General features: G+C 69.8%; 24 protein-coding genes. 18 read left to right on the forward strand and 6 right to left on the reverse strand.

Annotation, left to right across the window (positions count from 1 at the left end; genetic code table 11):
• Positions 1–65: 65 nt before the first annotated feature.
• Positions 66–1736: a DUF6119 family protein gene (locus FB559_RS35500; RefSeq protein ID WP_185792551.1), complete on the forward strand. Its 1671-nt coding sequence runs from the start codon at positions 66–68 to the stop codon at positions 1734–1736.
• A gap of 71 nt (positions 1737–1807) precedes the next feature.
• Here FB559_RS35500 and FB559_RS35505 read toward each other — a convergent pair whose 3' ends face one another.
• Both FB559_RS35505 and FB559_RS35510 read right to left on the reverse strand, forming a co-directional pair.
• Entirely contained in the window at positions 1808–3412 is a 1605-nt protein-coding gene (locus FB559_RS35505) for an ATP-dependent DNA helicase (protein WP_141961287.1), read from the reverse strand.
• Between the two features lie 69 nt (positions 3413–3481).
• Positions 3482–4426 (reverse strand): aldo/keto reductase, encoded by a 945-nt coding sequence (locus tag FB559_RS35510; RefSeq protein WP_141961288.1) that lies wholly within the window; start codon positions 4424–4426, stop codon positions 3482–3484.
• Positions 4427–4554: 128 nt separating this feature from the next.
• Between FB559_RS35510 and FB559_RS35515 the strand changes: the two genes are divergently transcribed.
• Positions 4555–5373 (forward strand): undecaprenyl-diphosphate phosphatase, encoded by an 819-nt coding sequence (locus FB559_RS35515; RefSeq protein ID WP_141961289.1) that lies wholly within the window; start codon positions 4555–4557, stop codon positions 5371–5373.
• Between the two features lie 13 nt (positions 5374–5386).
• On the opposite strand, the gene corA is transcribed toward FB559_RS35515, so the two are convergent.
• Positions 5387–6358: a magnesium/cobalt transporter CorA gene (gene corA, locus FB559_RS35520; RefSeq protein WP_141961290.1), complete on the reverse strand. Its 972-nt coding sequence runs from the start codon at positions 6356–6358 to the stop codon at positions 5387–5389.
• Between the two features lie 100 nt (positions 6359–6458).
• On the opposite strand from corA, the gene FB559_RS35525 reads away from it, so the two are divergent.
• Genes FB559_RS35525 through FB559_RS35545 form a run of 5 tightly spaced genes read left to right on the forward strand, consistent with a single transcriptional unit; the run spans position 6459 to position 9739 of the window.
• Positions 6459–7121 (forward strand): histidine phosphatase family protein, encoded by a 663-nt coding sequence (locus FB559_RS35525; RefSeq protein WP_141961291.1) that lies wholly within the window; start codon positions 6459–6461, stop codon positions 7119–7121.
• 10 nt (positions 7122–7131) lie between these two features.
• On the forward strand, positions 7132–7680 hold the full coding sequence (locus FB559_RS35530) for a DUF3090 domain-containing protein (protein WP_141961292.1): 549 nt from the start codon (positions 7132–7134) through the stop codon (positions 7678–7680).
• Between the two features lie 27 nt (positions 7681–7707).
• Complete coding sequence (locus FB559_RS35535; RefSeq protein WP_141961293.1) at positions 7708–8472, forward strand: SCO1664 family protein; 765 nt, start codon at positions 7708–7710, stop codon at positions 8470–8472.
• 3 nt (positions 8473–8475) lie between these two features.
• Positions 8476–9201, forward strand: coding sequence for an NRDE family protein (locus tag FB559_RS35540; RefSeq protein WP_141961294.1), 726 nt, complete (start codon positions 8476–8478; stop codon positions 9199–9201).
• A gap of 55 nt (positions 9202–9256) precedes the next feature.
• The gene (locus tag FB559_RS35545; protein ID WP_141961295.1) at positions 9257–9739 is read left to right on the forward strand and encodes a macro domain-containing protein; all 483 of its coding nucleotides are present in this window, start codon (positions 9257–9259) and stop codon (positions 9737–9739) included.
• 150 nt (positions 9740–9889) lie between these two features.
• Here the strand turns inward: FB559_RS35545 and FB559_RS35550 are convergent, their stop codons facing one another.
• Positions 9890–10774, reverse strand: a complete 885-nt coding sequence (locus tag FB559_RS35550; protein WP_141961296.1) for a bifunctional helix-turn-helix transcriptional regulator/GNAT family N-acetyltransferase — start codon at positions 10772–10774, stop codon at positions 9890–9892.
• Between the two features lie 38 nt (positions 10775–10812).
• A complete protein-coding gene (locus tag FB559_RS35555; protein ID WP_185792552.1) occupies positions 10813–11751 on the reverse strand; it encodes an alpha/beta hydrolase in 939 nt (312 codons plus the stop codon).
• A gap of 206 nt (positions 11752–11957) precedes the next feature.
• Between FB559_RS35555 and mshC the strand changes: the two genes are divergently transcribed.
• From mshC to FB559_RS46940, 4 genes are all read left to right on the forward strand, one after another.
• On the forward strand, positions 11958–13211 hold the full coding sequence (gene mshC / locus FB559_RS35560; RefSeq protein ID WP_141961298.1) for a cysteine--1-D-myo-inosityl 2-amino-2-deoxy-alpha-D-glucopyranoside ligase: 1254 nt from the start codon (positions 11958–11960) through the stop codon (positions 13209–13211).
• Positions 13212–13315: 104 nt separating this feature from the next.
• Positions 13316–14953, forward strand: coding sequence for a glycoside hydrolase family 13 protein (locus tag FB559_RS35565; protein ID WP_141961299.1), 1638 nt, complete (start codon positions 13316–13318; stop codon positions 14951–14953).
• Between the two features lie 243 nt (positions 14954–15196).
• Positions 15197–16006: a helix-turn-helix domain-containing protein gene (locus FB559_RS35570; RefSeq protein WP_141961300.1), complete on the forward strand. Its 810-nt coding sequence runs from the start codon at positions 15197–15199 to the stop codon at positions 16004–16006.
• Entirely contained in the window at positions 16003–16098 is a 96-nt protein-coding gene (locus FB559_RS46940; RefSeq protein ID WP_141961301.1) for a DUF397 domain-containing protein, read from the forward strand. Before FB559_RS35570 ends, FB559_RS46940 begins: the two co-directional genes overlap by 4 nt.
• A 4-nt stretch (positions 16099–16102) precedes the next feature.
• On the opposite strand, the gene FB559_RS35580 is transcribed toward FB559_RS46940, so the two are convergent.
• Positions 16103–16756: a TetR/AcrR family transcriptional regulator C-terminal domain-containing protein gene (locus FB559_RS35580; protein WP_141961302.1), complete on the reverse strand. Its 654-nt coding sequence runs from the start codon at positions 16754–16756 to the stop codon at positions 16103–16105.
• Between the two features lie 78 nt (positions 16757–16834).
• Here FB559_RS35580 and FB559_RS35585 point away from each other — a divergent pair, with 78 nt between their 5' ends.
• The 7 genes from FB559_RS35585 (at position 16835) to FB559_RS35615 (ending at position 26118) form a co-directional block, all read left to right on the forward strand.
• Positions 16835–17254, forward strand: a complete 420-nt coding sequence (locus FB559_RS35585) for an ester cyclase (protein WP_141961303.1) — start codon at positions 16835–16837, stop codon at positions 17252–17254.
• A 322-nt stretch (positions 17255–17576) separates the two neighbouring features.
• A complete protein-coding gene (locus tag FB559_RS35590) occupies positions 17577–18581 on the forward strand; it encodes a LacI family DNA-binding transcriptional regulator (RefSeq protein WP_141961304.1) in 1005 nt (334 codons plus the stop codon).
• A 28-nt stretch (positions 18582–18609) separates the two neighbouring features.
• Positions 18610–19890 carry an ABC transporter substrate-binding protein gene (locus FB559_RS35595; protein ID WP_221640334.1) on the forward strand — a complete coding sequence of 427 codons (1281 nt, stop codon included), beginning with the start codon at positions 18610–18612 and terminating at the stop codon, positions 19888–19890.
• Positions 19891–19949: 59 nt separating this feature from the next.
• Positions 19950–20957 (forward strand): carbohydrate ABC transporter permease, encoded by a 1008-nt coding sequence (locus tag FB559_RS35600; protein WP_141961306.1) that lies wholly within the window; start codon positions 19950–19952, stop codon positions 20955–20957.
• Positions 20954–21817, forward strand: a complete 864-nt coding sequence (locus FB559_RS35605; RefSeq protein ID WP_141961307.1) for a carbohydrate ABC transporter permease — start codon at positions 20954–20956, stop codon at positions 21815–21817. Before FB559_RS35600 ends, FB559_RS35605 begins: the two co-directional genes overlap by 4 nt.
• Positions 21818–21861: 44 nt before the next feature.
• Positions 21862–23490 carry a glycoside hydrolase family 13 protein gene (locus FB559_RS35610; protein ID WP_141961308.1) on the forward strand — a complete coding sequence of 543 codons (1629 nt, stop codon included), beginning with the start codon at positions 21862–21864 and terminating at the stop codon, positions 23488–23490.
• A gap of 39 nt (positions 23491–23529) precedes the next feature.
• Positions 23530–26118 (forward strand): hypothetical protein, encoded by a 2589-nt coding sequence (locus tag FB559_RS35615; protein ID WP_221640335.1) that lies wholly within the window; start codon positions 23530–23532, stop codon positions 26116–26118.
• Positions 26119–26171 lie beyond the last annotated feature (53 nt).

Here is a 26171-nt window from a genome sequence, read left to right on the forward strand (position 1 = left end):
GCGGTGTCGGATGTTGAATCATGGCCTTATCGATCGGATAGGTGAATGACCGGGGAGGAATGCTCATGCCGCGACGACCGTCTATGTCTCGTAAAGTATCGCTCTATCGGCTGGATTCGCGTCAGGATGATGAGCTTAGATCCCACATTCAGTCCAAGTATCTCGATGCAGAGGAGTTTCGCGCATGGGATGTCCTCGTCGCCGGGGTGGATGGACTCTTGGTTGCTGGGGTGATCGCGAGTTCATCGCCTAAATGGCTGTCGCACGTACAGTCGTTGGTGGACCTTTCCCCGGATCTGTCCAACAATACTTCTGCAGCGGTTCTGCTGGTGCCATATGAGAGATACGTCTACACCCTATCGTGGGGATTCGGCCATTTGATCGTCGAGCCAGGCGATATCGATCCAGGATTTGGTCTGCGTTTCGCGCTACGCAGAGCCAATCCTGAACAAGTGCGGGCGCTTACCGTTCACACCATGGACACGCTCGCCCGCACCGCACGCACGACGGTCCCGGGTGGTGCGACGCTGGACGCCTTCGGCATGGAGGAGATCGGCGAGATCGTCAGCCGGTTGGTCGGCCGTGTCTCTTCCGCAGGACTCACGGCAGCTCGTGGCAGCGGCAACGACGCCGTGACCATTCGCGGCGCCGATGGACTCAGCATCCCCCTAGGCCGTGAGGCCGAAGGGTTGCTCGCTGACCTCCGGTTCCTGCACACCGTCGTGGAACACGAGTCTCCTATCGCCGGCCTTGAGCACTTCGAGCAGACCAAGCCCCTCCGCTCGGGAGATCCTGCGGTCGAAACCTTGAAGGAGCGTCTCGCAGAGGCGCTGATACCCGGCGCGCAACGTATCGCGCTGAGCTGGCCTGCGGAGTGGGAAGAAGACTACGGCGAAGCTGACGGCTATTTCCTGGCCGGACTCGGACGGGGATGGGACGACCGGCCCGACACGCTGGAGCTGGAGCACCTCTTAGGTGCGCTCGCCGAACGGTCGTCCGAAACGCGTCTCGCGGCGCTCAAGCGAATCAAGATTCAGGCTCTCGATGCCAACGGTGGTGCCGTCAGCAGGGCGATCTCCGGCGATAAGTGGATCACTTTTGAGGACGACCTGCACGGGCAGCGATACGTCTTTCACCAAGGACGCTGGTTCAACATTGGCAGTGCTTATCTCGATATGCTCCGCGGCAAGATATCGCGGATCTTCGCGCAACGGTCCATGCTTGAGCTTCCGGCCTGGCCGAAGACACAAAAGAAGAACGGCGTTGGTCCTGTAATCGAACGTCGATACAACGAGTACGCGTCGGCGCAGAATGACTCTTTGCTGTGTCTTGATCGAAAACTCATTCGGACTGAACAGCATGATCGTGGCATCGAGGCTTGTGATCTCCTAGGCCCCGACAACGAGCTGATCCATGTAAAGCGATTGGGTGACTCCGTTTCGGCCAGCCATCTATTCAATCAGGCGACGGTATCCGCTGAAGCGCTACGCCGACAGGCAGACGCCCAGGAGAGCTTCCGTGCACGGGTGCGGGAGGTCAGTAATGGAGCACGAGATCTGCCCGAAGACTTCCGGCCACGAAAGGTTGTGCTGGCATTCGCCGAACGTGAGGCCACGCCACGTGCACTAATGACGTTCTCGCAGGTTACCCTCGCTCGATGCGCTCAGCGGATCGGTGAGCTTGACATGGACCTTGAGATCGTCGAGATCGGCGATTCTGAGGACCTGATCGAATGACCGGCCGGGCCGAACAGCGGCTGGGGACGGGGGAGTGACCTCCCGCGTGACGGTGCGATGGCGGCCTGCGGCTACAGGTCGGTGAGGTTCTCGCGGAGGAGGTCGGCGAGCCGGGTGCGGCGTGAGGGTTCCGGGCGGTCGCGTACGGCTTGGGCGAGTTCCGGTCCCGCGGCATGGACGATCGACAGATGGCGGCTCGCCCTCGTGAACGCGCCGACGACCAGCGGGCGCGTCAGGGAGCCTGCCGCCTCGCCGGGCAGGACGGCGACGACCGCGGCCCAGCGTGTGCCCTGGGCTCGGTGTACGGTCACCGCCCAGCCGTGCCGCAGCGCCACCGCCGGCACCGATGCCGTACCGGAGGGAAAAGTGACCTCGACGGCATCCGAGTCCGGCTTCGCCGCGACGACCGTCCCGAACTCTCCGGCCGCCGCCTGCGGCAGGTCGGTCACCGCCACCACGCGGTCGCCCGGGTCGTACGGGCCCGGACCCGCGTTCAGGCGTTCCTTGAGTGCCAGGTTCAGCGCGTTCACGCCGGCCTCGCCGCGCTGGGCGGGCGTGACCACCAAGGTCTCCTCGGCCGGGATACCGAGGGCACGGGGGATCGAGTCCGTGACGAGCTGCACGGCGCGGTGCGCCGCCTCGCGTGCCTCGCCGGCCGGCACGATCACCACCGTGCGGTCCGACGGGTCCACGCGCAGGAGTTCGCCCGAGCGTGCCGCGGCGGCGACGCGCTCGATCGCGCCGCCTGGGGAGCGCTCGAGGTCGGCGACGGGGATCACGCCGGAGGCGATCACGTCGCCGAACACGCGGCCCGGCGTACGCGGTGACGGTGCCGCCGGGTCGCCGGCCAGCACCAGGTGGGTGCCGTCCATGCAGGCGTCTACCAGGGCGGCGGCGCGTTCGACGTCCAGGAAGTTGGCCTCGGTGACGACGACGATGTCGGCCTCCAGCGGCTGCTCGACGCCGCGGCCGTATCCGTCCGCACCCGGCTCGAGCAGGCGGTGCACCGACAGGGAACCACCCGCGGCGCGCGCCGCCCGGTCGGTGGCCGCGGTCACGATGACGGCCGCGCCGCCCGCCAGCGCCCGTACGGTCTCCTCGACCGCCTCCAGGGGACCGGTGAGCAGGGACACGCCGTGCTCGAACACCGTGGCGGGCACGCCCTCGGCGGGAGGCAGCGGGTCGGCGGTCGCGGTCAGGCGCGCCAGGCCCTCGGCGACGGTGTCCTCGGCGGTCGTCAGGCCGGCCAGGCCGAGCAGCTCGGTCTCGGACTCCTCGTCCATGATGGCGACGATCTCCCCGGCGCCGATCGCGCCGCGTACCGCCTCGACGGCGTCGCCCGGGTCGTAGGCCTCCAGGGCCGCCAGCAGCGTCTTGGCGGGCGTCACGGTGTGACCGTCGCCGGCGGCGCGCAGCAGGACGTGCCCGGCCAGCGCTCCGGCGCGGCGCGGGTCCTGTGGCCCCGCGTCGGGGCCGAGCAGCCGGCGCGCGAAGAAGTCGGCCTGCTCGGGCCGTACGCCGGGCACGCTCAGGAGCCGCCACGGATTGTCGCGCAGCTCCCTGGCGGCACCCGCGCCGAGACGCGCGAGCACGTCATGGGCGAGTCGCAGCGGAACCTCGGCGGACGCGAACAACTCGACCAGGTCCGAAGGAAGACCGAAGGATGTGTCATTCATCGACGGTCACCCTATGACGTCACCCGTACCGCGCGCTCAAGACCATGCCAGGCGGCCGAAGATCGGACGTCAGTCGTCCTCGGTGGACACGTCGTCCAGGGCGTCGCGGATCTCGTCCGGCAGCGTGATCTCCTCGGCCTGGAGGATGACGGCGAGCTGCCCCGCCGTACGCGCCCCGACGATCGGCGCCACCACGCCGGGCTGGTCGCGTACCCAGCTCAGCGCGACCGCCAGCGGCGACACGCCGAGGCCCTCGGCCGCCGTCGAGACCGACTCCACGATCCGCCCGCCGCGTTCGTTGAGGTAGGGCTGTACGAAGTCGGCGTAGTGCGGGGCGGCCGCGCGCGAGTCGGCCGGGATGCCCGTACGGTACTTGCCGGTAAGGACCCCGCGGCCCAGCGGAGACCAGGGGAGTATCCCCACTCCCAGCTCCTGCGCCGCCGGCACCACGTCGTCCTCCACGTCGCGCCGCAGCAGGGAGTACTCCACCTGCGTGGACACGATCGGGGTACGGCCCGGCCAGGCGCGCTGCCAGGTGGCCGCCGTGGCGAGCTGCCACGCGGCGTAGTTCGACACCCCTACGTAACGCGCGCGGCCCGATGTGACCGCCTCGTCCAGGGCCGACAGCGTCTCCTCCAGCGGCGTACCGGGGTCGTACGCGTGCAGCTGCCACAGGTCGACGTGGTCCACGCCGAGCCGCTCGAGTGAGGCGTCGAGCGCGCGCAGGAGGTGGCGGCGTGACGCGTCGCGTGCGCCCTCGGCGGTCAGCACCGCCTTTGTGGCGATCACCACATCTTCGCGGTCGACCACGTCGCGGACCAGGTCTCCGATCACGCGCTCGCTGTCGCCCCCGCAGTAGACGTCCGCGGTGTCCAGTAGATTGCCGCCGGCCCCCACGAACGTGGCGAGCTGGTCGGCGGCGTCCTCGGCGTCGGTGTCGCCGCCCCACGTCATCGTGCCCAGGCCGATGCGGGAAACGGAGAGGCCGCTCCGGCCGAGGTGACGCTGTTCCATGCCTGCGGAGCGTATCGGGCGCGGAGTGGTTCGTCCTCATGCACCCATCCGGCTCGCTAGGCTGCCTGGGTCACTCGAACAGCGAAACATCGCCCGGTCACGAGGCGATCGAAGGAGATTCCGCACCCGTGAACTTCGTGCAAGCGACCGTGCTCGGAGTCGTCCAGGGACTCACGGAGTTCCTGCCGATCTCGAGCTCGGCCCATCTCCTGATCGTGCCGCGACTGCTCAAGTGGAAGGACCCGGGCGCGGCCTTCACGGCGGTGATCCAGCTGGGCACCATGCTCGCGGTCCTCATCTACTTCTGGCGCGACATCGTCCGCATCGTCTCGACATGGTTCCGCAGCCTGTTCGACAAGGAGCTCCGCCACCACCTCGACGCACGGATGGGCTGGTACGTCGGCCTGGGCACGATCCCGGTCTCCGTGGTCGGCCTGGTCTTCAACCACGCCATCGAGGGCCCGGCCCGCAACCTGTGGATCAACGCGGGCTCGCTGATCGTGATGGGCATCGTGCTGCTGATCGCCGAGTGGGCGGCCCGGCAGAAGCGCGAGATCGGCGACCTCAACATGCGCGACGGCCTGATCATCGGCGGCTTCCAGTGCCTCGCCCTGATCCCGGGCTCGTCGCGGTCCGGCTCGACGATCACCGGTGGCCTCTTCCTCGGCTACACCCGTGAGGCGGCCGCGCGTTACTCCTTCCTCCTGTCGATCCCGGCCGTCGTCCTGTCCGGCCTGTTCGAGCTGCGCAAGGTCGGCGACGGCTCGATGCCGATCGCGGGCACGGCCGTCGCCACCGTTGTCTCGTTCGTCGTCGGGTACGCCTCGATCGCCTGGCTGCTGAAGTTTCTCGTCCGCCACTCGACCCTGGTGTTCGTCTACTACCGGGTCGCGCTGGGCGGCATCCTGTTCGGCCTGCTCGCCGCGGGCGCCATCGCCGCCACCTGACGCCCCGGAGGACCTACAGCCAGCCGCTCTTGCGGAACCAGCGGTACAGCGTGGCGCAGATGCCGACGATGGCCACCACCGCGGCCGGGTAGCCCCACCACTCCGTCAGTCCGGGCATGTGCGTGAAGTTCATGCCGTACGCGCCGGTGACCAACGTGGGCACGGCCAGGATCGCCGCCCAGGCGGAGATCTTGCGCATGTCCTCGTTCTGCTGCATGCCGACCTGGGCGAGGTGCGCGTTCAGCACGTTCGTCAGGAGCTCGTTGTGGGAGTCGACCTGCTCGTCGACGCGCAGCAGATGGTCCAGGACGTCGCGGAAGTACTCCGTCGTGCCGGGGGCGACGCTGACCCGGCCCTTCACGATGTCCTGCAGCACCGGGACGAGCGGGTCCTCGGCGCCGCGGAACTCCAGCACCTCGCGCTTGAGCTCGTAGATGTTCTCGGTGACCGTGGTCCGCTGGGTGGAGAAGACCCGGCGCTCCAGCTCGATGATGTCGATCTCGACCTCGTGGGCGATCGCGCCGTACCGGTCCACGATCTCGTCCAGGACCGTGTAGAGGACCGCGCTGGGCCCGTGGTGGAGCAGCTCCTTGTCGGCCTCCAAACGCTGGCGTACGGCCTTGAGCGGCGCGCCCTCGCCGTGCCGGACGGTGATGACGAAGTCCTTGCCGACGAACAGCATGATCTCGCCGACCTCGATGTCGGAGCTCGCGTCGACGTAGTTCAGGGTCTTGACCACCACGAAGAGCGTGTCGCCGTAGCGCTCCAGCTTCGGGCGCTGATGGGCGTTGACCGCGTCCTCGATCGCCAGGGGGTGCAGCTGCAGCTCGCCGGCGACCTGGTCGAACTCCTCGGTGGTCGGCTCGTGCAGGCCGATCCACATGAAGGCGTCGCCGACCTCGCGTGCCGAGTCCAGGGCGTCGCTCAGGTCGCCCTGGACGTCGTCGCGGACGCCTTTCCGATAGATGGCGCAATCCATGATCATGAGGACATTGTCCCGGGTGAGGGGCTGACGGGGATCCAACATGACCTACCCGTGACCTTCGGCGTCAATCACCGGCGGATGTCCGGCTACAGTTCACGACGTGGCAACTCTCCTCTTGGTGCGTCACGGGTTGACCGAGATGACCGGACCGGTGCTGGCCGGCTGGACACCCGAAGTGCACCTGAACGAGCGCGGCCGTACGCAGGCCGCCGAGCTCGCGGCACGGCTCGCGCCGGTCCCGCTGGACCTGGTCGTGGCGAGCCCCCTGGACCGCTGCCAGGAGACCGCGCAGGCCGTGGTGGCCGGGCGCGACGGCCTCCAGGTGCAGACCGATGACCGGTTCGGCGAGGTCAGGTACGGCGACTGGACCGGCCGTCCCCTCGAAGAGCTGGCCAAGGAGGACCTCTGGAAGGTCGTCCAGGCCCATCCCAGCGCGGTCCGCTTCCCCGGCGGCGAGGCGATGGCCGACGCCCAGCACCGCGCCGTGACCGCCGTACGCGAGTGGAACGACGGCCTCAAACCGGACGCGACGTTCCTCGTGTGCAGCCACGGCGACATCATCAAGTCGATCGTCGCCGACGCCCTGGGGTTGCACCTGGACCAGTTCCAGCGCATCCAGGCCGATCCGGCGTCCGTCACCGTGATCCGTTACACCGAGATGCGTCCCTTCGTGGTCCGCCTGAACGACAACGGCGGGAAAGTCGACGATCTTCTTGCGAAGTCCGGCCAGGACAGTGACGCGCCGGTCGGTGGCGGAGCGTAGGGTCGTCCTCATGCCGGTCATCGCATACGACATGCCCGAAAGGTTTGTGGCGGGCACCGTTGGCCAGCCTGGCGACCGCACCTTCTTTCTGCAGGCTCGGGCGGGACGCCGCGTCACGAGTGTGGGCCTGGAGAAGTTCCAGGTCACGCTGCTGGCAGAGCGTCTTGAGGAGCTGCTCGACGAGGTGTTGCGCCAAGGCGGCGCCGCCGCGGTCCCGGCGGTCGCGCCGGTGGAGCTGCACGACGACGAGCCCCTCGAACAGCCGATCGAGGAGGAGTTTCGCGTCGGCACGATGGCGCTCGCCTGGGATCCCGAGGACGAACGGGTCGTTATCGAGGCCCAGGAGGTCACGGAGGGTGAGGACGACGAAGCCGAGATCGGCAGCGAGGATCCCGCCGTCGTGGTGCTCCGCGTACGGATCACCGCCGGCCAGGCCCGCGCCTTCGCCGAACGAGCGCTGAAGATCGTCGCGGCCGGTCGCCCGCCCTGCCCGCTGTGCGGGCTCCCCTTGGACGCCCAGGGCCACGTCTGCCCCCGTCAGAACGGCCACCTTGGCTGAAATGTCGATCGCACGGACACTAGAGCCATGAGTCAGCCCTCCCGGTACGGCGTCGGTGGTGACGGTTCGGTCGGCCCGGCCGACACCGAGACCGCCATCAGCCTGCTGCAGCATGGTGAGATCAGCATCGAGGGGCGGCTCGTCCAGGCGAGCAACGCGACGCTGTACTGCGGGATCTCGCTCGACGGCATCCAGGCGAACTGCGTCTACAAACCCATCTCCGGCGAACGCCCGCTGTGGGACTTCCCGGACGGCACGCTGGCCGGCCGCGAGGTCTCCGCGTACGTCATCTCCGAGCAGATGGGCTGGGGCGTCGTGCCGCCCACGGTCCACCGCGACGGCCCGTTCGGGCCCGGCATGGTCCAGCTGTGGATCGACCACGACACCGACGTCGACCTGCTGGCCCTCTCCCGCGGAGACGACCCCGCCGTACGCCGCATGGCCGTCTTCGACGCCGTGGTCAACAACGCCGATCGCAAGATCGGGCACCTGCTGCCGACCACCTCGGGTCACGTGTACGGCTGCGACCACGGTGTCTGCTTCTCGGACGAGTACAAGCTCCGCACCGTGCTGTGGCAGTGGCGCGGCAAGGACCTCACCGACGAGGCGGTCGAAGGGCTGCAGCGACTCCGCCACGCCTTCGGGCGCGACGGCCTCACGTCGAGGCTGACCGGCCTGCTCAACGCCGAAGAGGTCCAGGCCACGGTGGGCCGCGTCGAGCTCATGCTCAAGCACCGCATCCACCCCTACCCCCCAGAGGACTGGCCCGCCATCCCCTGGCCGCCCGTGTAGCCCATGTGCACGGCGATCGTCGGGTACGACCCCGGCGCACGGGTGCCGCTGCTCCTCGCCGGCGTGCGAGACGAGCTGGTGGCCCGCGCCTGGCGTCCGCCCGCCCGGCACTGGCCGGACCACCCCGGTCTGGTCGGCGGACGCGACGAGCTCGCGGGAGGCACCTGGCTGGCCCTCGACCCGGCCGCGCCCAGGGTGGCGTGCGTTCTCAACGGCGTCGGCACCGCCGCGCCCGAGTCGGTTCGGCGGTCACGCGGCGGACTGCCGCTGGCGCTGGCCGAGACCGGCACGCTCGACGGCGACCCGCACGGTTTCGACCCGTTCCACCTCATCGGCGCGGAGCCGGGGAGCGTACGCCTGTGGAGCTGGGACGGCGAGCGCCTCACCGGACGCAAGCTCGAACCCGGCCTGCACATGGTGGTCAACAGCGGCCTGGCCGAGGCGGGCTCGCGCGGCGGCGACGACTACATGTCCGCCCGCGTCGCCCACTTCCGCCCGCTGTTCGAGGCGGCCGGCCACGAGCGCGAGGCATGGCGTCACCTCCTGGACGGCGACGGCCTGGACCCGTCCGACGACCGGGCGCTGATCGTCCGCCGCGACCTGGGCGACGGCCGGCTCTGGGGCACGACGTCGATCTCACTGACGACGTTCGGCCCGGACGGGGTCTCCTATGACTTCACCGCCGAGCCCGGCACCCCTGCGGCCTGGCAGCCGGTCCCCACGTCCTGACCGGACCACGGCGCGACCGGCGGGACTGTCAGCAGGTCCGGATAGCGTCACGATCATGGCGCGGATCGACTACCTGCGGGGCGACGCGACCAACCCGCCGGCCCAAGGGCCCAAGGTCGTCGCGCACATCTGCAATGACCAGGGCAGATGGGGCAGGGGTTTCGTGGAGTCGCTGTCGCGACGCTGGCCAGGGCCTGAGGCGGCCTACCGCAACTGGCACCGTGACCGCGCGGACAACGACTTCGGGCTGGGCGCGACCCAGCTCGTCCAGGTCGCCTCCGACAAATGGGTCGCCAACATGATCGGCCAGCATGGCATCAAGACCGTCCGAAGCTCCGCGCCGCCCATCCGCTACGAGGCGGTCGATCCGTGTCTGCGCGGCCTGGCCGCGCGAGCCGCCGAGCTTGACGCGACCGTCCACATGCCCCGCATCGGCTGCGGCCTGGCCGGCGGACGATGGGACCACATCGAACCCCTGATCATCAGGCGGCTCATCGACTGCGGCGTCTCCGTCAGCGTCTACGACCTTGCGGACTAGGCATCGCCGTCGCCGAGTCGGCCGGGGGCGATGTCCCAGGCGCTCGGCGCGGTGAATCGGTTGATGTCCAGGCAGGGAAGGGGAAGGCGTCAGGGGAGCCGCTGCGTACGTCGTCCTGATCCGTGCCGGTGATCCTCGGCGAAGACGAGGTCACAGCGTCTTCTCGAACCAGTGGTGGGCGTAGGGCTCGTCGTTGAAGGGGTCGACCTCGCGGTAGCCGCAGGACCGGTACAGGGCGATCGCCTCGCCGAGGCTCCGGTTGGTCTCCAGCCGGAAGGTGCGGGCGCCATGGTGCGCGGCGTGGGTCTCCAGTTCGGTCAGCAGCCTGCGCCCGAGACCGAGGCCGCGCGCGTCGCGTGAGATCCACATGCGCTTGATCTCGGCGATGTCGTCGCCGGCGTGGAGCTTGAGGGCGCCGCAGCCGATCGGCTCGTCGTGCAGGGTGGCGACGAGCAGGACTCCCGCGGGTGGGGTGAGCTCGGCGTCGTGCGCGGAGATGCCCGCCAGGGGATCGAAGCCGGCGTCGAAGCGTTCGGCCAGTTCGGCGAAGTAGGCGCCCAGGCAGTGGCGGGCCTCGGCGGTGCGCGGGTCGGTGGCGCCGATCTCGACCTGGGACGAGCTGAGCAGGCGTTCGACCTGCGCCATGGCGGTGACCAGTCGTTCACGCTGCCGGTCGGTGAGCGGGGCGAGGAGAGAGGACGCGAGCTCGTCCGAGCCCTGGTCGAGTACCGAGCGCTCGGCCCGGCCCGGGGCGGTCAGGTGCGCGGTGCGCACGCGCCCGTCGCCCTCGTCCGTCTCGACCTTGACCAGACCGTCGGTCTCGAGGGAGCGCAGCAGCCGGCTCAGGTACCCGGAGTCGAGTTCGAGGCGCTTCCGAAGGGCGCGCACCTCGCATCCGTCCGGACCGATCTCCCACAGCAGGCGTGCCTGGCCGAGCGGGCGCGCACGCGAGAGGTAGGCGTCGTTCAGGGCCCCGATCCGCTGGGTGACGGTCCGGTTGAACCGGCGTACCCCGTCGATGAGCATCTGCTCCATTCTCTGACTTTAGTCAGAGAATCAACCCGCGCCAAGGCTCAGCGCCGGTCCTTGCCCGCATCCGTCCAGGCACGGGAGAGGAAGGCGAAGGCGTCGGGGAGCACGCTGCGCACGTAGTCCCAGTCGTGGCCGCCGGGGCGTATGTCGAGCACGGCGGGGATCCCCGCCGCGTCCAGGAGCTTCTTGAAGCGCTCCGGCTCGCCCTTGACCACCGGGTTGGTCTCGTTCGCGGCGGCGGCCAGGAAGATCTTGACCCGGCGGGCGGCACCGAGGTTCTCGTCCGGCCGGTTCGCGGCGATCAGGTCCTCACGGTCGCCGAACATGTGCGAGGGATCGTCGACGTGGAAGTAGCCGGAGATGGAGGCGACCGAGCCGAACACCGCCGGATGCCGCAGCGCGAGGTTCATCGAGCCGTAGCCGCCCATGGAGAAGCCGCCGATCGCCCGGTGTCCGGCGTCGCGCCGGTGGCCGCCCTCGACCGCGGGGATGACCTCGTCGATGAGGCGGTCCTCGACCCGGTCCGAACCATCGGCCGCGTCCGCCCATTCGGTGTCGTCATGGTGGCTGCCGTTCCCGTCGGGGACCGCCAGCACGAACGGCCTGCCGCCGTCGGCGACGTAGGACCGCACCTGCTTGGCGAGCCCCTCGTACTCCACGACGGTCTTGGGATCACTGGGCACCCCGTGCAGGAAGTAGAGCACCGGCAGCGTACGCGTCTCCGGGACGTCGGGCCGCCACACGTAGACGCCGTACTCCTTGTGGTCGGCCGGGTCGCTGACCTGGATCCGGCTCAGCCCTGGCCGTGCCGGGCCGGGCGTGTCACGTACGCTCTCCACCTGGGTGTCGGCCGAGCCGTGGTGCACGCGGACGTTGACCGTGACGTACGCCGTGCCGAGCGCGGCCGCCAGCGAACCCGCCCACAGCACAAGACCCGCGAAGGGCGGGCGGCTGCGGTGGGCTTTGCGATGTCTCGACACGATGCAGGCAGAATCCCGGCGGTCATTCGGGGTTGGGGCGAGCGCGAACAGACTCGCACACACCCTGCGGGCCACGCCCGTCTCAACCGCCGGGCAGGGAAAGTCTTTACCGACTGCCGCCCTCCCGATGATCGACGACCGCCGGCCGACCGTACGGGCAGGATGCCTTGTCCGTTGTGCTGCGTGTCGTGGATAGGCTGCGGGGTATGCGATCGTGGCCCGCCCCCGAGGTCCCCAGCCTGGCCGAACACGGCCTGCCGCCCGTGGAACCTCAGTTGAACCTGCACGACTCCGCCACGGGCGCCCTGCGCCCGGTGACCCCCGGTCCGGTCGCGAGGATGTACGTCTGCGGCATCACCCCCTATGACGCCACCCACCTCGGTCATGCCGCGACCTACCTGGCGTTCGACCTGGTCGGCCGCGTGTGGCTCGACCAGGGGCGCGAGGTCCACTACGTCCAGAACACCACGGACGTCGACGACCCCCTCCTCGAACGCGCCACGGCGACCGGTGAGGACTGGCGCGCTCTCGCGGCGCGGGAGATCGAGCTGTACCGCGACGACATGACCGCGCTGCGTGTCCTGCCGCCGCGCGAGTACGCCGGCGCCGTCGAGTCGATCCCCCTGATCATCGAGTTCATCGAGCTGCTGAGGTCGCGCGGCGCGACGTACGACGTCGACGGCGACCTGTACTTCCCGGTCTCCGCCGACGCGGGCTTCGGCTCGGTGAGCGGCCTGAGCCCGGCACAGATGATGCCGCTGTTCGCCGAGCGCGGCGGCGACCCGGACCGCAAGGGCAAGAAGGACCCGCTGGACGCCCTGCTGTGGCAGGCCGAGCGGCCGGGGGAGCCGTCCTGGGAGTCTCCGTTCGGACCGGGCCGTCCCGGCTGGCACGTCGAGTGCGCCGCCATCTCGGTGCACAACCTCGGCATGTCCTTCGACGTCGAGGGCGGCGGCTCGGACCTGGTGTTCCCGCACCACGAGATGGGCGCCTCGCACGCCGAGGTCGCCACCGGTGAGAGGCCGCACGCCCAGGCGTACGTCCACGCCGGCATGGTCGCCTTCGACGGCGAGAAGATGTCCAAGTCGCGCGGCAACCTGGTCTTCGTGTCGGGCCTGCGCGGCGACGGCGCCGACCCGATGGCGATCCGGCTGGCACTGCTGGCGCACCACTACCGGTCGGACTGGGAGTGGACCCCCGACGACCTGGCCCGTGCCGAGGTACGCCTGGCGCGCTGGCGCGAGGCCGCGCTGCTGGCCGGCGGCCCGCCCGTGGAAGAGGTCGTCGCCGAGGTACGCCGCCACCTGGCGAACGACCTGGACGCCCCGTCGGCGCTCGCCGCGCTCGACCGCTGGGTGGACCACGCCCTGAGCGTCGTCGCCGAGGACCGCGAGGGCGAAGGCTCGGCCCCGGAGGTGTTCGGCCTCACCGTCGACGCCCTCCTCGGCATCGCTCTCTGATCGCGGCCCGCCCACCGGCTGTGGCCGTTTGCCATGGCGAGGCACAATGACTCCGGAGCCGGTCGGCCCGACCGACCGCCGGGCCCCGGCATGGAGAGGACGACGTGCACGCGAAGGACTCCGCGCCCTGGTGGCGCAGCGCGGTCATCTACCAGATCTACATCCGCAGCTTCGCCGATCTGAACGGCGACGGTGTCGGTGACATCGCCGGCATCCGATCCCGGCTGCCGTACCTGCGCGCGCTCGGCGTCGACGCGATCTGGATCACGCCGTGGTACCCCTCGCCGATGGTGGACGCGGGCTACGACGTCGCCGACTACACCGGCATCGACCCGGTGTTCGGGACCGTCGAGGACGGCGAGGCGCTCATCAGCGAGGCGCACGACCACGGCCTGCGCGTCGTGCTGGACATCGTCCCGAACCACACCTCGGACCGGCACGCGTGGTTCGAGGCGGCGCTGGCGGCCGGACCGGGCAGCCCGGAACGCGACCGGTACATCTTCCGTACGGGCAAGGGAGCGGCGGGCGGCGAGCTGCCACCCAACGACTGGGTCGGCATGTTCGGCGGCAGCGCGTGGACCCGCGTGCCGGACGGTGAGTGGTACCTCCACCTGTTCGCCGAGGCACAGCCCGACCTCAACTGGGAGAACCCCGGCGTACGCCAGGACTTCGAGAAGGTGCTGGCGTTCTGGTTCGACCGCGGCGTCGACGGGTTCCGGATCGACGTCGCCCACGGCCTGATCAAGCAGGAGGGCCTACCCGACGTCGGCGAGATCGGTGACGTGCTCGAGCCGACCAAGCGCGAGGACCATCCCCACTGGGACCGCGACGGTGTGCACGAGATCTTCCGTGAGTGGCGCAAGGTCGCCGACCGCTACGACGGCGACCGTACGTTCACCGCCGAGGCGTGGGTCAGCGGCCCGAAGCGTCTCGCCCGCTACGTACGCCCCGGCGAGCTGCAGACCGCGTTCAACTTCGACTACCTGCGCGCCCCGTGGGAGGCCGCACGGCTCCGCGAGGTGATCGACGCGAGCCTGGAGGCCCTCGGCGCCGTCGGCGCCCCCGCGACGTGGGTTCTGTCCAACCACGACGTCGTACGCCACGTCACCCGCTACGGCCGTACGAACACCGAGGGCAGCGGGCCGCGTACCGACACCACCGAGCCCGTCGACCTGGCCCTGGGCACACGCCGGGCGCGTGCGGCGGCGCTGCTCATGCTCGCGCTGCCCGGCGGAGCGTACGTCTACCAGGGCGAGGAGCTCGGGCTGGCCGAGGTGGAGGACATTCCGGAGGAGTTCCTTCAGGACCCGGTGTGGGAGCGTTCCGGGCACACCACGCGGGGTCGTGACGGCTGCCGCGTGCCGCTCCCGTGGTCCGGCGACGCCCCGCCGTTCGGTTTCAGCCCGGACGGCGTGACGACCTGGCTGCCGCAGCCGGAGTCGTGGAAGGAGCTCACCGCCGAGACCCAGGCCGGCGACCCGGGCTCGATGCTCGAGCTGTACCGCGCGGCACTGCGCCTGCGGCACGGCCACCCGGCTCTCGGCGAGGGCGACCTTCGCTGGCACGAGACGCCGGAGGGCGTTCTGGTGTTCTCCCGTACGCCGGGCTTCACGTGTGCGGTCAACCTGTCCGGTGAGCCGTACCCGCTGCCCGCCCACGCGGGCGTCCTGCTCGCCAGCGGTCCGCTCGACGGCGACACGCTGCCGGACGACACCGCCGTCTGGCTGGCCGTCGAGGGCTGAGAGGCCCTTCTCCGGGAGTGTCCGCGGAGTGTCGCCGATGGCGCTGCTCCGCGGCCGCTGCTTCGCAGGCGCCTGCCGCCGAGGCGCCTGCCGTCATCGAACTGATGGGAGCCGGGCGCCCCCTCCGACGCCCGGCATCCCGGAATATCCTTTATATCGGTCGCAAGGCTTTATGCTTCCTGGATTTCGCCTTTTCGATGGAAACGGCGTCTAACAATCTTTGCACCGCGCTAATCTTTCGCCGTGCTCCCCAAGCCATCACCGGACCCGAAGTCATCGATGTGGGCATGGCTCGCCCATGACCTGCGCTTCTATCGTCACCAACGCGGCTTATCGGGCGATTCGGTCGCCAAATTGATCAACTGCGCAAGATCAAGTCTTTCCCGCCTGGAGAACGGCGAGGCAAAGCTCGACGAGGGCCAGGCCGCTGCGCTCGACGAGCGCTGGCAGACCGGCGGCCACTTCGGCACCATCCTCTGGTACGCCCGCCTCGGCCATGATCCGAATTGGATCAAGCAACACCTCGATATCGAGGCCGGCGCATCTGTGATCAAGGTCTTCGAGGCGCTCGTAGTTCCCGGCCTGCTCCAGACGCCCGAGTATGCCTACGAGCTGATCGCCGCAGGTGGCAGGCCGGATATCGATGAAGTACTGGAAAGACGCATGGCCCGTCAAGCGATTTTGGCCAGAGAGGACCCACCGGTGCTCTGGGTCCTGCTCACCGAGAGTGTGCTCGATTGGCCCGTCGGCGATGCGGACGTGATGCGAAAGCAACTCGCCTATCTGCTGGAAGTGTCGGAGCGGCCGAATGTCGGGATTCGTGTCGTTCCCAGATCCGCGAGGGCCTATTACGGACTAGATGGCAGCTTCAAGATCATGACAGGGCCCTCCGGGGACGTCGCCTACACCGAATCCCCTGGCGGAGGAAGATTGGTCCCGTCGGCGGCCGAAGCGCAGTCCTATGTCTTACGATATGACCGTATCGGGCAGAAAGCGTTGCCTGAGGACTTGTCCCGCGACCTGATCAAGAAGGTTATGGAGGCGACAGAGTGAGCACCCCCGTATGGCGCAAGAGCAGTCGCAGCGGAGTCCAGGAAGGCGACTGTGTCGAGGTTGCCGTGACTGAAACCGGCAATAAGGTGTAGCCACTTATTCCGCCGACCTTCCGGCCAACGCCTGGGTGAAGCCGTTGATGAGGGCTTCCAGGGCGAAGTCGAAGCGGGCCTGGTGGTCCTGTGGTGTGCCGAGGCCGTCCTGGACGGCCTCGGTCACGTTCAGGACGGTGGCAGGGTCGAGGTCGGGGAGTTCGGGCGGAGTGCCGCCGGGCGGGTCGATCTCGGCCAGGCAGTGACCCGTCGTGAACGTCCCCACCGTGTTGATCACATGAAACGCCTCCCGCAGGCCGAACCCCGAGGCCCGCAGCAACCCCGCCGCCGCCTCGAGCATGCGCAGCGCGTCCGGGGTGGTGACCGGATGGGTGGCGACCAGGGGAGCGACCCCGGGATGCCGTAGCAGCTCCCGCCGGAACGAGCACGCGTAGTCCCGCAGCGTCTCCTCCCAGCCCGCCTTCGGATCGACCGTGAACGTCCGCGTGGTGACGCGTTCGACCAGGCCGGCGAGCAGGGCGTCCTTGCTGGGTACGTAGTAGTACACCGTCATCGCCTCGACGCCGAGCGCGGCACCCAGCTTGCGCATGGACAGGCCCTCCGCCCCGACCTGGTCGACCAGGTCCAGCGCCGCGTCCAGGACCTTCTCCCGCGACAGCCCGGCCCGGTCCCGCGACGTCCGGCGGTGTTCGTCCATGCGCACCCCTTGACTCTCTTACGGCGTAAGAGGACTGTAGTCGTCAACCGGTATCTTACGGCGTAAGAGAGGGATGACATGGACAACAAGACCGTGGTGCGGCGGCTGTTCGACGCGGTCAACGACCGGCGCCTCCAGGACCTGCCGGAGTACATGGCCGCGGACGTCATCGACCACAACAAGGTCATTCACGGCGAGCCGGACGAGGCGGGCGCGGCGTTCGAGGGCATCCGGATGCAGCTGGAGGCCTTCGACCCGTTCCTGATGCACATCGAGGAACTGATCGCCGAGGGGGACCGCGTCGTCGCCCGCATCACCATGTCCGGCGTCCACTCGGGCACCCACATCCGGATGCCCCAGCCCACCGACGGCCGGTTCGAGAACGAGGCGATCTTCATCCTGACCGTCGCGGACGGGAAGGTCACCGAGATCCGCGCCGTCAGCGACCGGCTGGGCCTGTTCCTCCAGCTCGGCTGGGACTGGCCCACCGCCGACTAGACCCGTGAAGGCGGCCGGGGCAACGGTTCGGCGTGCCTCCCGGACCGCGACGTCGCCGAGGGCCACGGCGCCGCGACGAGTCCTGAGGGCCGCGGACCCCCGCACGAGGGCCCTCGCATCAGGGGGATCCGGGCCGGCGCCGCCGGACCTTCGCTCGCGGGGCCGCCGTATCCGTTCCGTGAGCACCCTCGGCGTAACGTCCGCGAAACAAATGATGATCTGTCCTTGACATACCACTTCGGCGATGTCAATTTGAACGATCAAAACCGGCGATCTTCGGACGTCTGCGTAGAGGAGTGCCCATGAGCGGCGACCCGAGCGGGTGACGATCTCCGAAGTCGCCGCCGCCGCCGGGGTCTCGCGCCAGACGGTGTCCAACGTCCTGAAGGCGCCCGAGCGGGTCGCGGCCGACACCGCGGCCCGGGTGCGGCGGGCGATCGACGACCTGGGTTACCGGCCGAACCGCGCGGCGCAGAACCTCCGCCAGCGCGCGAGCCGCTGCATCGGCCTGAAGATGGTCTCCCCGCCCGGCGTCAGCAACCTGCTCGACCGGTTCCTGCACGCGCTCACCGAGGCCGCCGGGGCCGCCGGATACCACATCCTCCTGTTCGCCGCCGTGGACGAGGAGCTCGGGACGTACGAGGACCTCATCCGTACGGGCACCGTCGACGGATTCGTCCTATTCGACGTCGAGGTGGGCGACCCGCGCCCGCCTTGGTTCGCCCGGCGCGGCATCCCGTTCGTGTGCTTCGGCCGGCCGCGCGGGCAGAGGCACGAGCGCTTCCGCTGGGTGGACGTCGACGGCGCGTACGGCGTCGCGCGGGCGGTCGACCACCTGGTCTCGCTCGGCCATCGCCGGATCGCCTATCTCGGCTGGCCGGAGGGCACCGGGTTCGGCGACGAGAGGCGCGCCGGCTGGGCGGAGGCGGCGCGGCGCCACGGGCTGGACGTCGGCCACCTCACCGCCACCAGCGCCGAGACCGTCACCGCGGCGGCTTCGGCGGCCGCTCGGCTGCTGAGCCGCCCGGAGCCGCCGACCGCGTTCGCCTGCGGTAGCGACACCTTCGCGATCGGGGCGCGGCTCGCGGGCGGGACCGGCGCGAGCGGGCGGCCGAACGTCGAGGTTGTCGGCTTCGACGACTCGGCCGCCGCGACGCTGATGTCACCGCCGATGTCGAGCGTGCGGCAGCCGCTCGATGAGGTCGCGCGGTGCGTCGTGGCCGCGCTCATCGACCAACTGGGTGGAGTGGACGACGTCGCCGAGGGGGTGATGCTGCGCCCAGAGCTGGTCACACGGGAGTGGCGGGGGCCCGAGCCCGTTCACTGAAATGCGATTTTCAGGAAGGAAAGTGAAAGTGGCATCGATAGCGACAATCGCGCGTGGAGTGGTGGCCGTCGTGGCGACGGTGACGCTCGCGGCCGCGTGCAGTAGTGGCTCGCCGAAGACCGGCGGGTCCGGCGCCGCGTCGGGACAGCTGACCGGGCGCGGGCCGATCACGCTGGCCCAGGGCAAGGACACCTCGGGCAACGTCCAGAACCAGATCAACACGTGGAACAAGGCGCATCCGAAGGAGACCGTGCGGCTCGTCGAGCTGCCGGAGAGCGCCGACCAGCAGCGCCAGCAGATGGTGCAGAACGCCCAGACGAAGTCCGACGCGTACACCGTGCTCAACCTCGACGTGGTGTGGACCGCGGAGTTCGCGGCCAACCGCTGGGTGACCCAGCTGCCGAAGGACCAGTTCGACCTGGCGAAGTTCCTGCCCTCGGCGGTGCAGACCGGTACCTACCGCGACAACATGTACGCCGCGCCGTGGAAGACCGACGCCGGTCTCCTCTACTACCGCAAGGACCTGCTGCAGAAGGCCGGGATCAGCGCGCCGCCGAAGACCTGGGCCGAGCTGCAGTCCGACTGCGGCAAGGTCAAGGGCGTCGACTGCTACGCGGGACAGTTCGACAAGTACGAGGGCCTGACCTGTAACTTCTCCGAGGCCGTGGACAGCGCCGGCGGCCAGGTCGTGGACGACCAGGGCAAGCCGAACGTCAACACCCCGCAGGCCAAGCAGGGTCTGAACTTCCTCGTGCAGGGCTTCAAGAGCGGGATGATCCCCAAGGAGGCCATTACGTACGAGGAGGAGGACGCCCGGCGGGCGTTCGAGAAGGGCAACCTCCTCTTCCTGCGCCAGTGGCCCTACCAGTGGGCGCTGTCCAGCAAGGCGCCCAAGACCAAGGGCAAGTTCGACGTGGCGCCCCTGCCGGGCCTGAACGGCCCCGGCGCCCCGACCCTCGGCGGCCACAACCTGGCGATCTCCTCCTTCGCCAAGAACAAGGCCACCGCGCTGGACTTCATCAAGTACCTCACCAGCGAGGACACCGAGCGGCTCAACCTGGTCGCCAGCTCCGAGGCCCCGACGCTCGCCTCGCTGTACGACGAGCCGGCGCTCCAGCAGAAGTTCCCCTACCTGCCGACGCTCAAGGCCTCCCTCCTCAACGCCAAGCCCCGCCCGAAGGCCGTCCGCTACAACGACGTGACGACGGCCATCCAGGAAGCGGTCTACTCGGCGCTGACCGGTAAGACCACCACGGACCAGGCACTCGCCGACCTGCAGTCCAAGCTCGGACCGCTGACCGCGCAGTAGCGGCGCGCCCCGTGGCGGGACGCCCCCCCGCGTCCCGCCACGGGCCCCAAGGAGGGTTCATGACCACTACAACCGCCGGGCCGGCCGCGGCCCGCAAGCGGCGTCGCGGCGATGTCCAGGGGTCGGGCCGCCTGGCCGTCACGCTGCTGTCCCCGACCTTCATCGTCCTCGCGCTCGTCGTCGGCTATCCCGTCGTCGCGGCGCTGCGCGAGTCGCTCTACCAGCGTGGACAGGGCCTGGACGCGAACGGCTTCGTCGTCCAGGGCGACAAGTTCGTCGGCCTGAGGAACTACACCGACATCTTCACCGGCCCGAACTCCCACGCGTTCTGGAACGCTTTCGGCAACACCACCTTCTTCACGGTCGTCACCGTCGTCATCGAGACCGTCCTCGGCGTGGCGATGGCCCTCATCATGAGCCGGGCCTTCCGCGGCCGCGGGTTCGTACGGGCCAGCATCCTCGTCCCGTGGGCCATCCCCACCGTGGTCTCCGGCCTGCTCTGGCGCTGGGTCTTCCAGGCCGACGGCATCGCCAACGCGATCATCGGCAGGCAGGTCCTGTGGACCACCGAGGGCTTCCACGCCAAGCTCGCCGTCATCATCGCCGACACGTGGAAGACCGCACCGTTCGTCGGCCTGCTCGTGCTCGCCGGGCTCCAGGTGATCCCGCGCGACGTGTACGAGGCGGCCCGTGTCGACGGCGCGGGCGCCTGGCAGACGTTCTGGCGGATCACGCTGCCGATGGTCAAGCCGGTGCTGCTGGTCGCCGTGCTGTTCCGCCTGCTCGACGTGCTGCGGATGTTCGACCTGCCGGTCGTGCTGATCGGCCTGCACAAGGACTCGGTCGAGACGCTGACCATGACCGCCTACGACGAGGCGACCAACCTCAGGTACGGCCCCGCCGCGGCGTACGCCACGGTCCTGTTCGTCTACGTCGCGGTCGTCGCCTACACCTTCGTCCGGCTGCTCGGCGCCGACATCATCGGTGAGATGCGGCAGCCGCGGGCGGCCAGGCCCGTACGGCCGAAACGCAAGCCACTGACCGTTCCCCGCGAGGTGACGACATGACCGCAGTCGCTGCGTCCGCGCCGCGGGCGCGCGGGAAGTCCCGCACGCGCCAGGTCCTGCCGTACGTCGGCATGGCTGTCGTGGTGATCTACTGCCTGGTGCCGTTCTACTGGATGTTCGTCTCGGCGTTCCGCCGCCCGGAGGACCAGTTCGAGAACTCCGTGCTTCCCGCGCCCTGGTCGGTGAAGAACTTCTCGGCGGTCTTCAAGCCGGGCGTCGGCTTCGGGCGCGCGCTGCTGAACAGTCTCGTCGTGGCCGGGTTGACCACGCTGATCACACTGCTGGTCGGCACGTTCACCGCGTACGCGCTGGCGCGGCTGAACTTCCGGTTCAAGAACGCCGTCCTGGGCGTGATCATCGCGACGTCGATGTTCCCCGGCATCTCGCTGATCATCCCGCTGCTGAAGCTGTTCAGCGACATCAAGTGGATCAACACCTACCAGGCGATGATCCTGCCGACGCTGTCGTTCGCGCTGCCGCTGGCGGTCTGGAACCTCACGGCGTTCTTCCGCCAGATGCCGTTCGAGCTGGAACAGGCCGCGATGGTCGACGGCTGCACGCGGGGTGAGGCGTTCCGCAAGATCATCATCCCGCTGTCCGCTCCCGGCGTCTTCACCACGGCGATCATCACGTTCATCGCGGCGTGGAACGAGTTCATCATCGCGCTCAGCATGGTGAACAAGAAGGAGATGCAGACCGCCACGGTGTCCATCTCCAAGTTCACCGGCGCGTACGGCTTCGACCAGCCGTTCGGCACGCAGATGGCGGCCGGCGTGATCGTGACGGTCCCGCTCGTCATCGTCGTGCTGGTCTTCCAGCGCCGCATCATCGCGGGACTGACCGCCGGCGGCGTGAAGTAGCCCGAAATCCCCCGAAGTGCCAGGCCCGGCACCGAAAGGACGACGTGCACGCGAAGGACTCCGCGCCCTGGTGGCGCAGTGCGGTCATCTACCAGGTCTACATCCGCAGCTTCGCCGACGGCGACGGCGACGGTGTCGGTGACATCGAAGGCATCCGGTCGAGGCTGGCCTACCTGCGCGGCCTCGGCGTCGACGCCGTGTGGATCACGCCGTGGTACCCCTCGCCGATGGTGGACGCGGGCTACGACGTCGCCGACTACACCGGCATCGACCGCAGGTTCGGCACGGTCGGCGGCGCGGAGGCCTTGATCGCCGACGCGCACGGCCACGGCCTGCGCGTGATCCTCGACATCGTCCCGAACCACACCTCGGACCGGCACGCGTGGTTCGAGGCGGCACTGGCGGCGGGGCCGGGCGGCCCGGAACGCGACCGGTACGTCTTCCGGCCCGGCAGGGGCGACGACGGCGGGCTGCCGCCCAACGACTGGCGGAGCACGTTCGGCGGCAGCGCGTGGACCCGGGTGCCGGACGGTGAGTGGTACCTCCACCTGTTCGCCGAGGCGCAGCCGGACCTGAACTGGAACAACGCCGAGGTCCGTCGCGACTTCGAGAAGGTGCTGGCGTTCTGGTTCGACCGCGGCGTCGACGGGTTCCGGATCGACGTCGCCCACGGCCTGATCAAGCAGGAGGGCCTGCCCGACGCCGGGGAGGCCGGCGACGTTCTCCAGCCGACCGAGCGCGAGGACCACCCGCACTGGGACCGCGACGGTGTGCACGAGATCTTCCGTGAGTGGCGCAAGGTCGCCGACCGCTATGACGGCGACCGTACGTTCACCGCCGAGGCGTGGGTCAGCGGCCCGAAGCGTCTCGCCCGCTACGTACGCCCCGGCGAGCTGCAGACCGCGTTCAACTTCGACTACCTGCGCGCCCCGTGGGACGCGGAACGGCTGCGCGCCGTGATCGACAAGAGCCTGGACGCGCTGGGCTCGGTCGGCGCGCCCGCGACCTGGGTGCTGTCCAACCACGACGTCGTACGCCACGTCACCCGCTACGGCCGCGCGAACACCGAGGGCCGCGGACCACGCGCGGACGTCAGCGAGCCCCTCGACCTCGCCATGGGCACACGCCGGGCGCGTGCGGCGGCGCTGCTCATGCTCGCGCTGCCCGGCGGAGCGTACGTCTACCAGGGTGAGGAGCTCGGGCTGCCCGAGGTCGAGGACATCCCCGAGGACCTGCTTCAGGACCCCGTGTGGGAACGGTCCGGGCACACCACGCGCGGCCGTGACGGCTGCCGCGTGCCGCTCCCGTGGTCCGGCGACGCCCCGCCGTTCGGCTTCGGCCCGGACGGCGCGGCCACCTGGCTGCCCCAGCCGGAGTCGTGGAAGGACCTCACCGCCGAGACCCAGGAGAACGACCCGGGCTCGATGCTCGAGCTGTACCGGGCGGCGTTGCGCCTGCGGCGTGAGCTCCCGGCACTCGGCGAGGGCGACCTTCGCTGGCACGAGACGGTGCCGGGGGTGCTGCTGTTCTCCCGTACGCCCGGCTTCGCGTGCGCGGTGAACCTGTCCGCGACACCCTTCGAGTTGCCCGCGCACACCGGCGTCCTGCTCGCCAGCGGCCCGCTCGACGGTGACGTGCTCCCGCACGACACCGCCGTGTGGCTCGCCGTCTGACCCGTCCGAACCTCGGGGGACATCAATGGGAGGTACCCCATGCGAAGACGCGCCGTAGCGTTCGCGGTCACGTTCGTCCTCACCGCCGGAGGCGGCGCGGTCACCGCCGTGCCGGGCAACGCGTCCGGCCCGCCGGCGTCGGCGGAGCTGACCACGAGGACGCGGCTGCCCGACCGCCGCTCGGTCGTCAGCGGCGACCGTTTCTACTCGGTGTCGACCGAGGACGGGCTCTACCCGGCGACCGGCTGGCACACCCTCGGCGAGATGGGCGGGTTCTGGACGCCTCCGCTGAAGCTGCTCGACGGCGTGTGGTTCGGCCTGGGCGGCCGGTGGCTGGGCGAGCAGGCGAAGGCCGAGAGCTTCACCGCCGGGCACGGGTACACGCGGATCGCCTACGACACCGGCGGCGTGCAGGTCGAGCGCACCGACGTGTCACCCGACGGCGTACGCGCGGGGCTCATCGGCCTCAAGCTCACCTCGTCCACGGCGCGTACGGTGCGCCTGGACGTCGACGCGCACTCGGAGCTGACGACGGCCTTCCCGTGGGGGTCGACGACACCGGACCAGAAGGCGTTCAACCTCCCGGACACCGGCGCGTACGAGGGTGGCGCGCTGGTCTTCCGCGAGCAGGGCACGCCCGATGTGCCGAACGCGAGCGCGCACGACTTCGCGGCCATGGTCGCCGCGGACCGTACGCCCGTCGCGCACGAGCTGGGCAAGGACCACCGCGGGCCGCAGGACCCGCCGGTGATCTGCCCCGCGACCGGCACCACGCCGCAGAAGTGCGACGACACCGAGTTCGGCAAGGGGACCGGCGGACGGCTGTCCTATGACGTGAAGCTGCCGGCCGGGCACGGCACCACGGTCTGGCTCGCCGTCGCCGGGTCCGACCACGGCACGGCCGAGGCGCACTCCGCGCTGAGCACGGCGCTGCGCGACCCGGCCGGGCTGCTCGCCCGCAAGACGGCCGCCCGCCGGGCCGTCGCCGCCAGCACGGTGGTCGACCTGCCCGGCGACCGGTTGCTGCAGCAGAGCGTCGAATGGAGCAAGCAGAACCTCGCCGACTCCGTACAGCAGGCCGATGACCTGCACCTGCGGGCGACCGAGGAGGGCAAGCAGTACCCGCCGGTCAAGGGCACCCTCGCCAAGGCCCGGTGGATCGGCGCGGGCTGGCCGGACTATCCGTGGATCTTCGGCACGGACGGGGAGTTCACCGCGTTCGCGACCGTCGCGGCGGGACAGTTCGGCGCGATCGAGGACCACCTCCGTACGCTCCGCGACGTCAGCGACGTGGTCAACGACCGGAGCGGCAAGGTGGTGCACGAGGTCGTCTCGGACGGCTCGGTCTACTTCGGCGCGAACGACGAGAAGGGCAACACCGACGAGACCGCCAAGTACCCCAGCGCGGCCGCGCTCGTGTGGCGCTGGACCGGCGACCGTTCCTTCCTGAACGACGTCTACGGCTTCTCCGTGCGCAACATGCACTACGTCGTCGACAAGCTGGACGCCGACGGCGACGGCTGGCCGGAGGGGCTCGGCAACGTCGAACGGCCCGGCATGGGCGTGGAGAAGCTCGACAACACCGTCTACACCGTGCGCGGCCTGTACGACCTGGCCGACCTCGCGCGGGCCAAGGGCGACGCGGCCACCGCCACGTGGGCCACGTCGCACGGCGACGCGATGACCAGGGCGTTCGACCAGGCATGGTGGAACGGCGGCGACACGCACCAGTTCGCCGACTCCCTGGACGACCCGGACAACCCCGCCAACGACAACACGAAGATCTTCCAGCGGCACTGGATCGGCCTGACGCCGCTGGACGCCGAGCTCGTACGCGAGGGCAGGCTCGCCCGCCCGCTCGCCACCGACGCCCACGCCAAGGAGGTCCTGGACCAGCGCGAGAAGCCCTGCTACACGGGCGAGAACGGGCTGTTCCACACGGGCACCGGGCCGACCTCGGCCGAGGGCGGCAACAAGGGCCCGGCGTGCGACAGCGCCGTGTCGAGCGTGCAGAGCGACCGTGAGGCCTTCACCATCAACACCGGCATCATGGCGGTCGCCGAGGGCAACTTCGGGCGGCTGGCGCAGCAGAGGCGCTACACCGACGACAACGCACGTCAGCAGCTCGACCCGTCGCTGTACGAGATGCCCGGGGCGATGCCGGAGATCGTGCCGAGCCCGGACTTCGACCCGCCGAACATCGACCGCAAGGAGACCGAGCGCTCCATGGTCCTGCAGGCCTGGGGCGCGTACGGAAACCTGTGGCCGGTCGTCAGCCAGCAGCTCGGCGTGGCCCCGGACCTGGGGCGCGGGCGGCTGGAGGTCGTCCCGCAGGTGCCGCCCGGCCAGCCCAGTGTGGCGGGCCGCGACATCCGGCTCGGCCGGGGAGCGGTGGACGTCTCCGCCGCGGCGTCGGCGAAGTCGCTGCGTACGCGGGTCACCTCACGGGTGCCGGGTACGCGCCTGCTCATCGGCCAGGTGCTGCCCGCCGGCGCCGAGGTCGCGTCGGTGGCCCTGGACGGGAAGCGTGCCGCCTACCAGGTACGGCGGACCGCGCGCGGCAGCGAGGTCGTGGCCGACGCGGGTTCGCGCGGCGGCCGGTCCGATCTGGTCATCACCCTGCGTTGACCGTCCGGCCCGGTCGCCCGGCGGGGCGACCGGGCCGCACCGCCCGAAGACGG

It is taken from the genome of Actinoallomurus bryophytorum (assembly GCF_006716425.1).
Lineage (GTDB): Bacteria > Actinomycetota > Actinomycetes > Streptosporangiales > Streptosporangiaceae > Actinoallomurus > Actinoallomurus bryophytorum.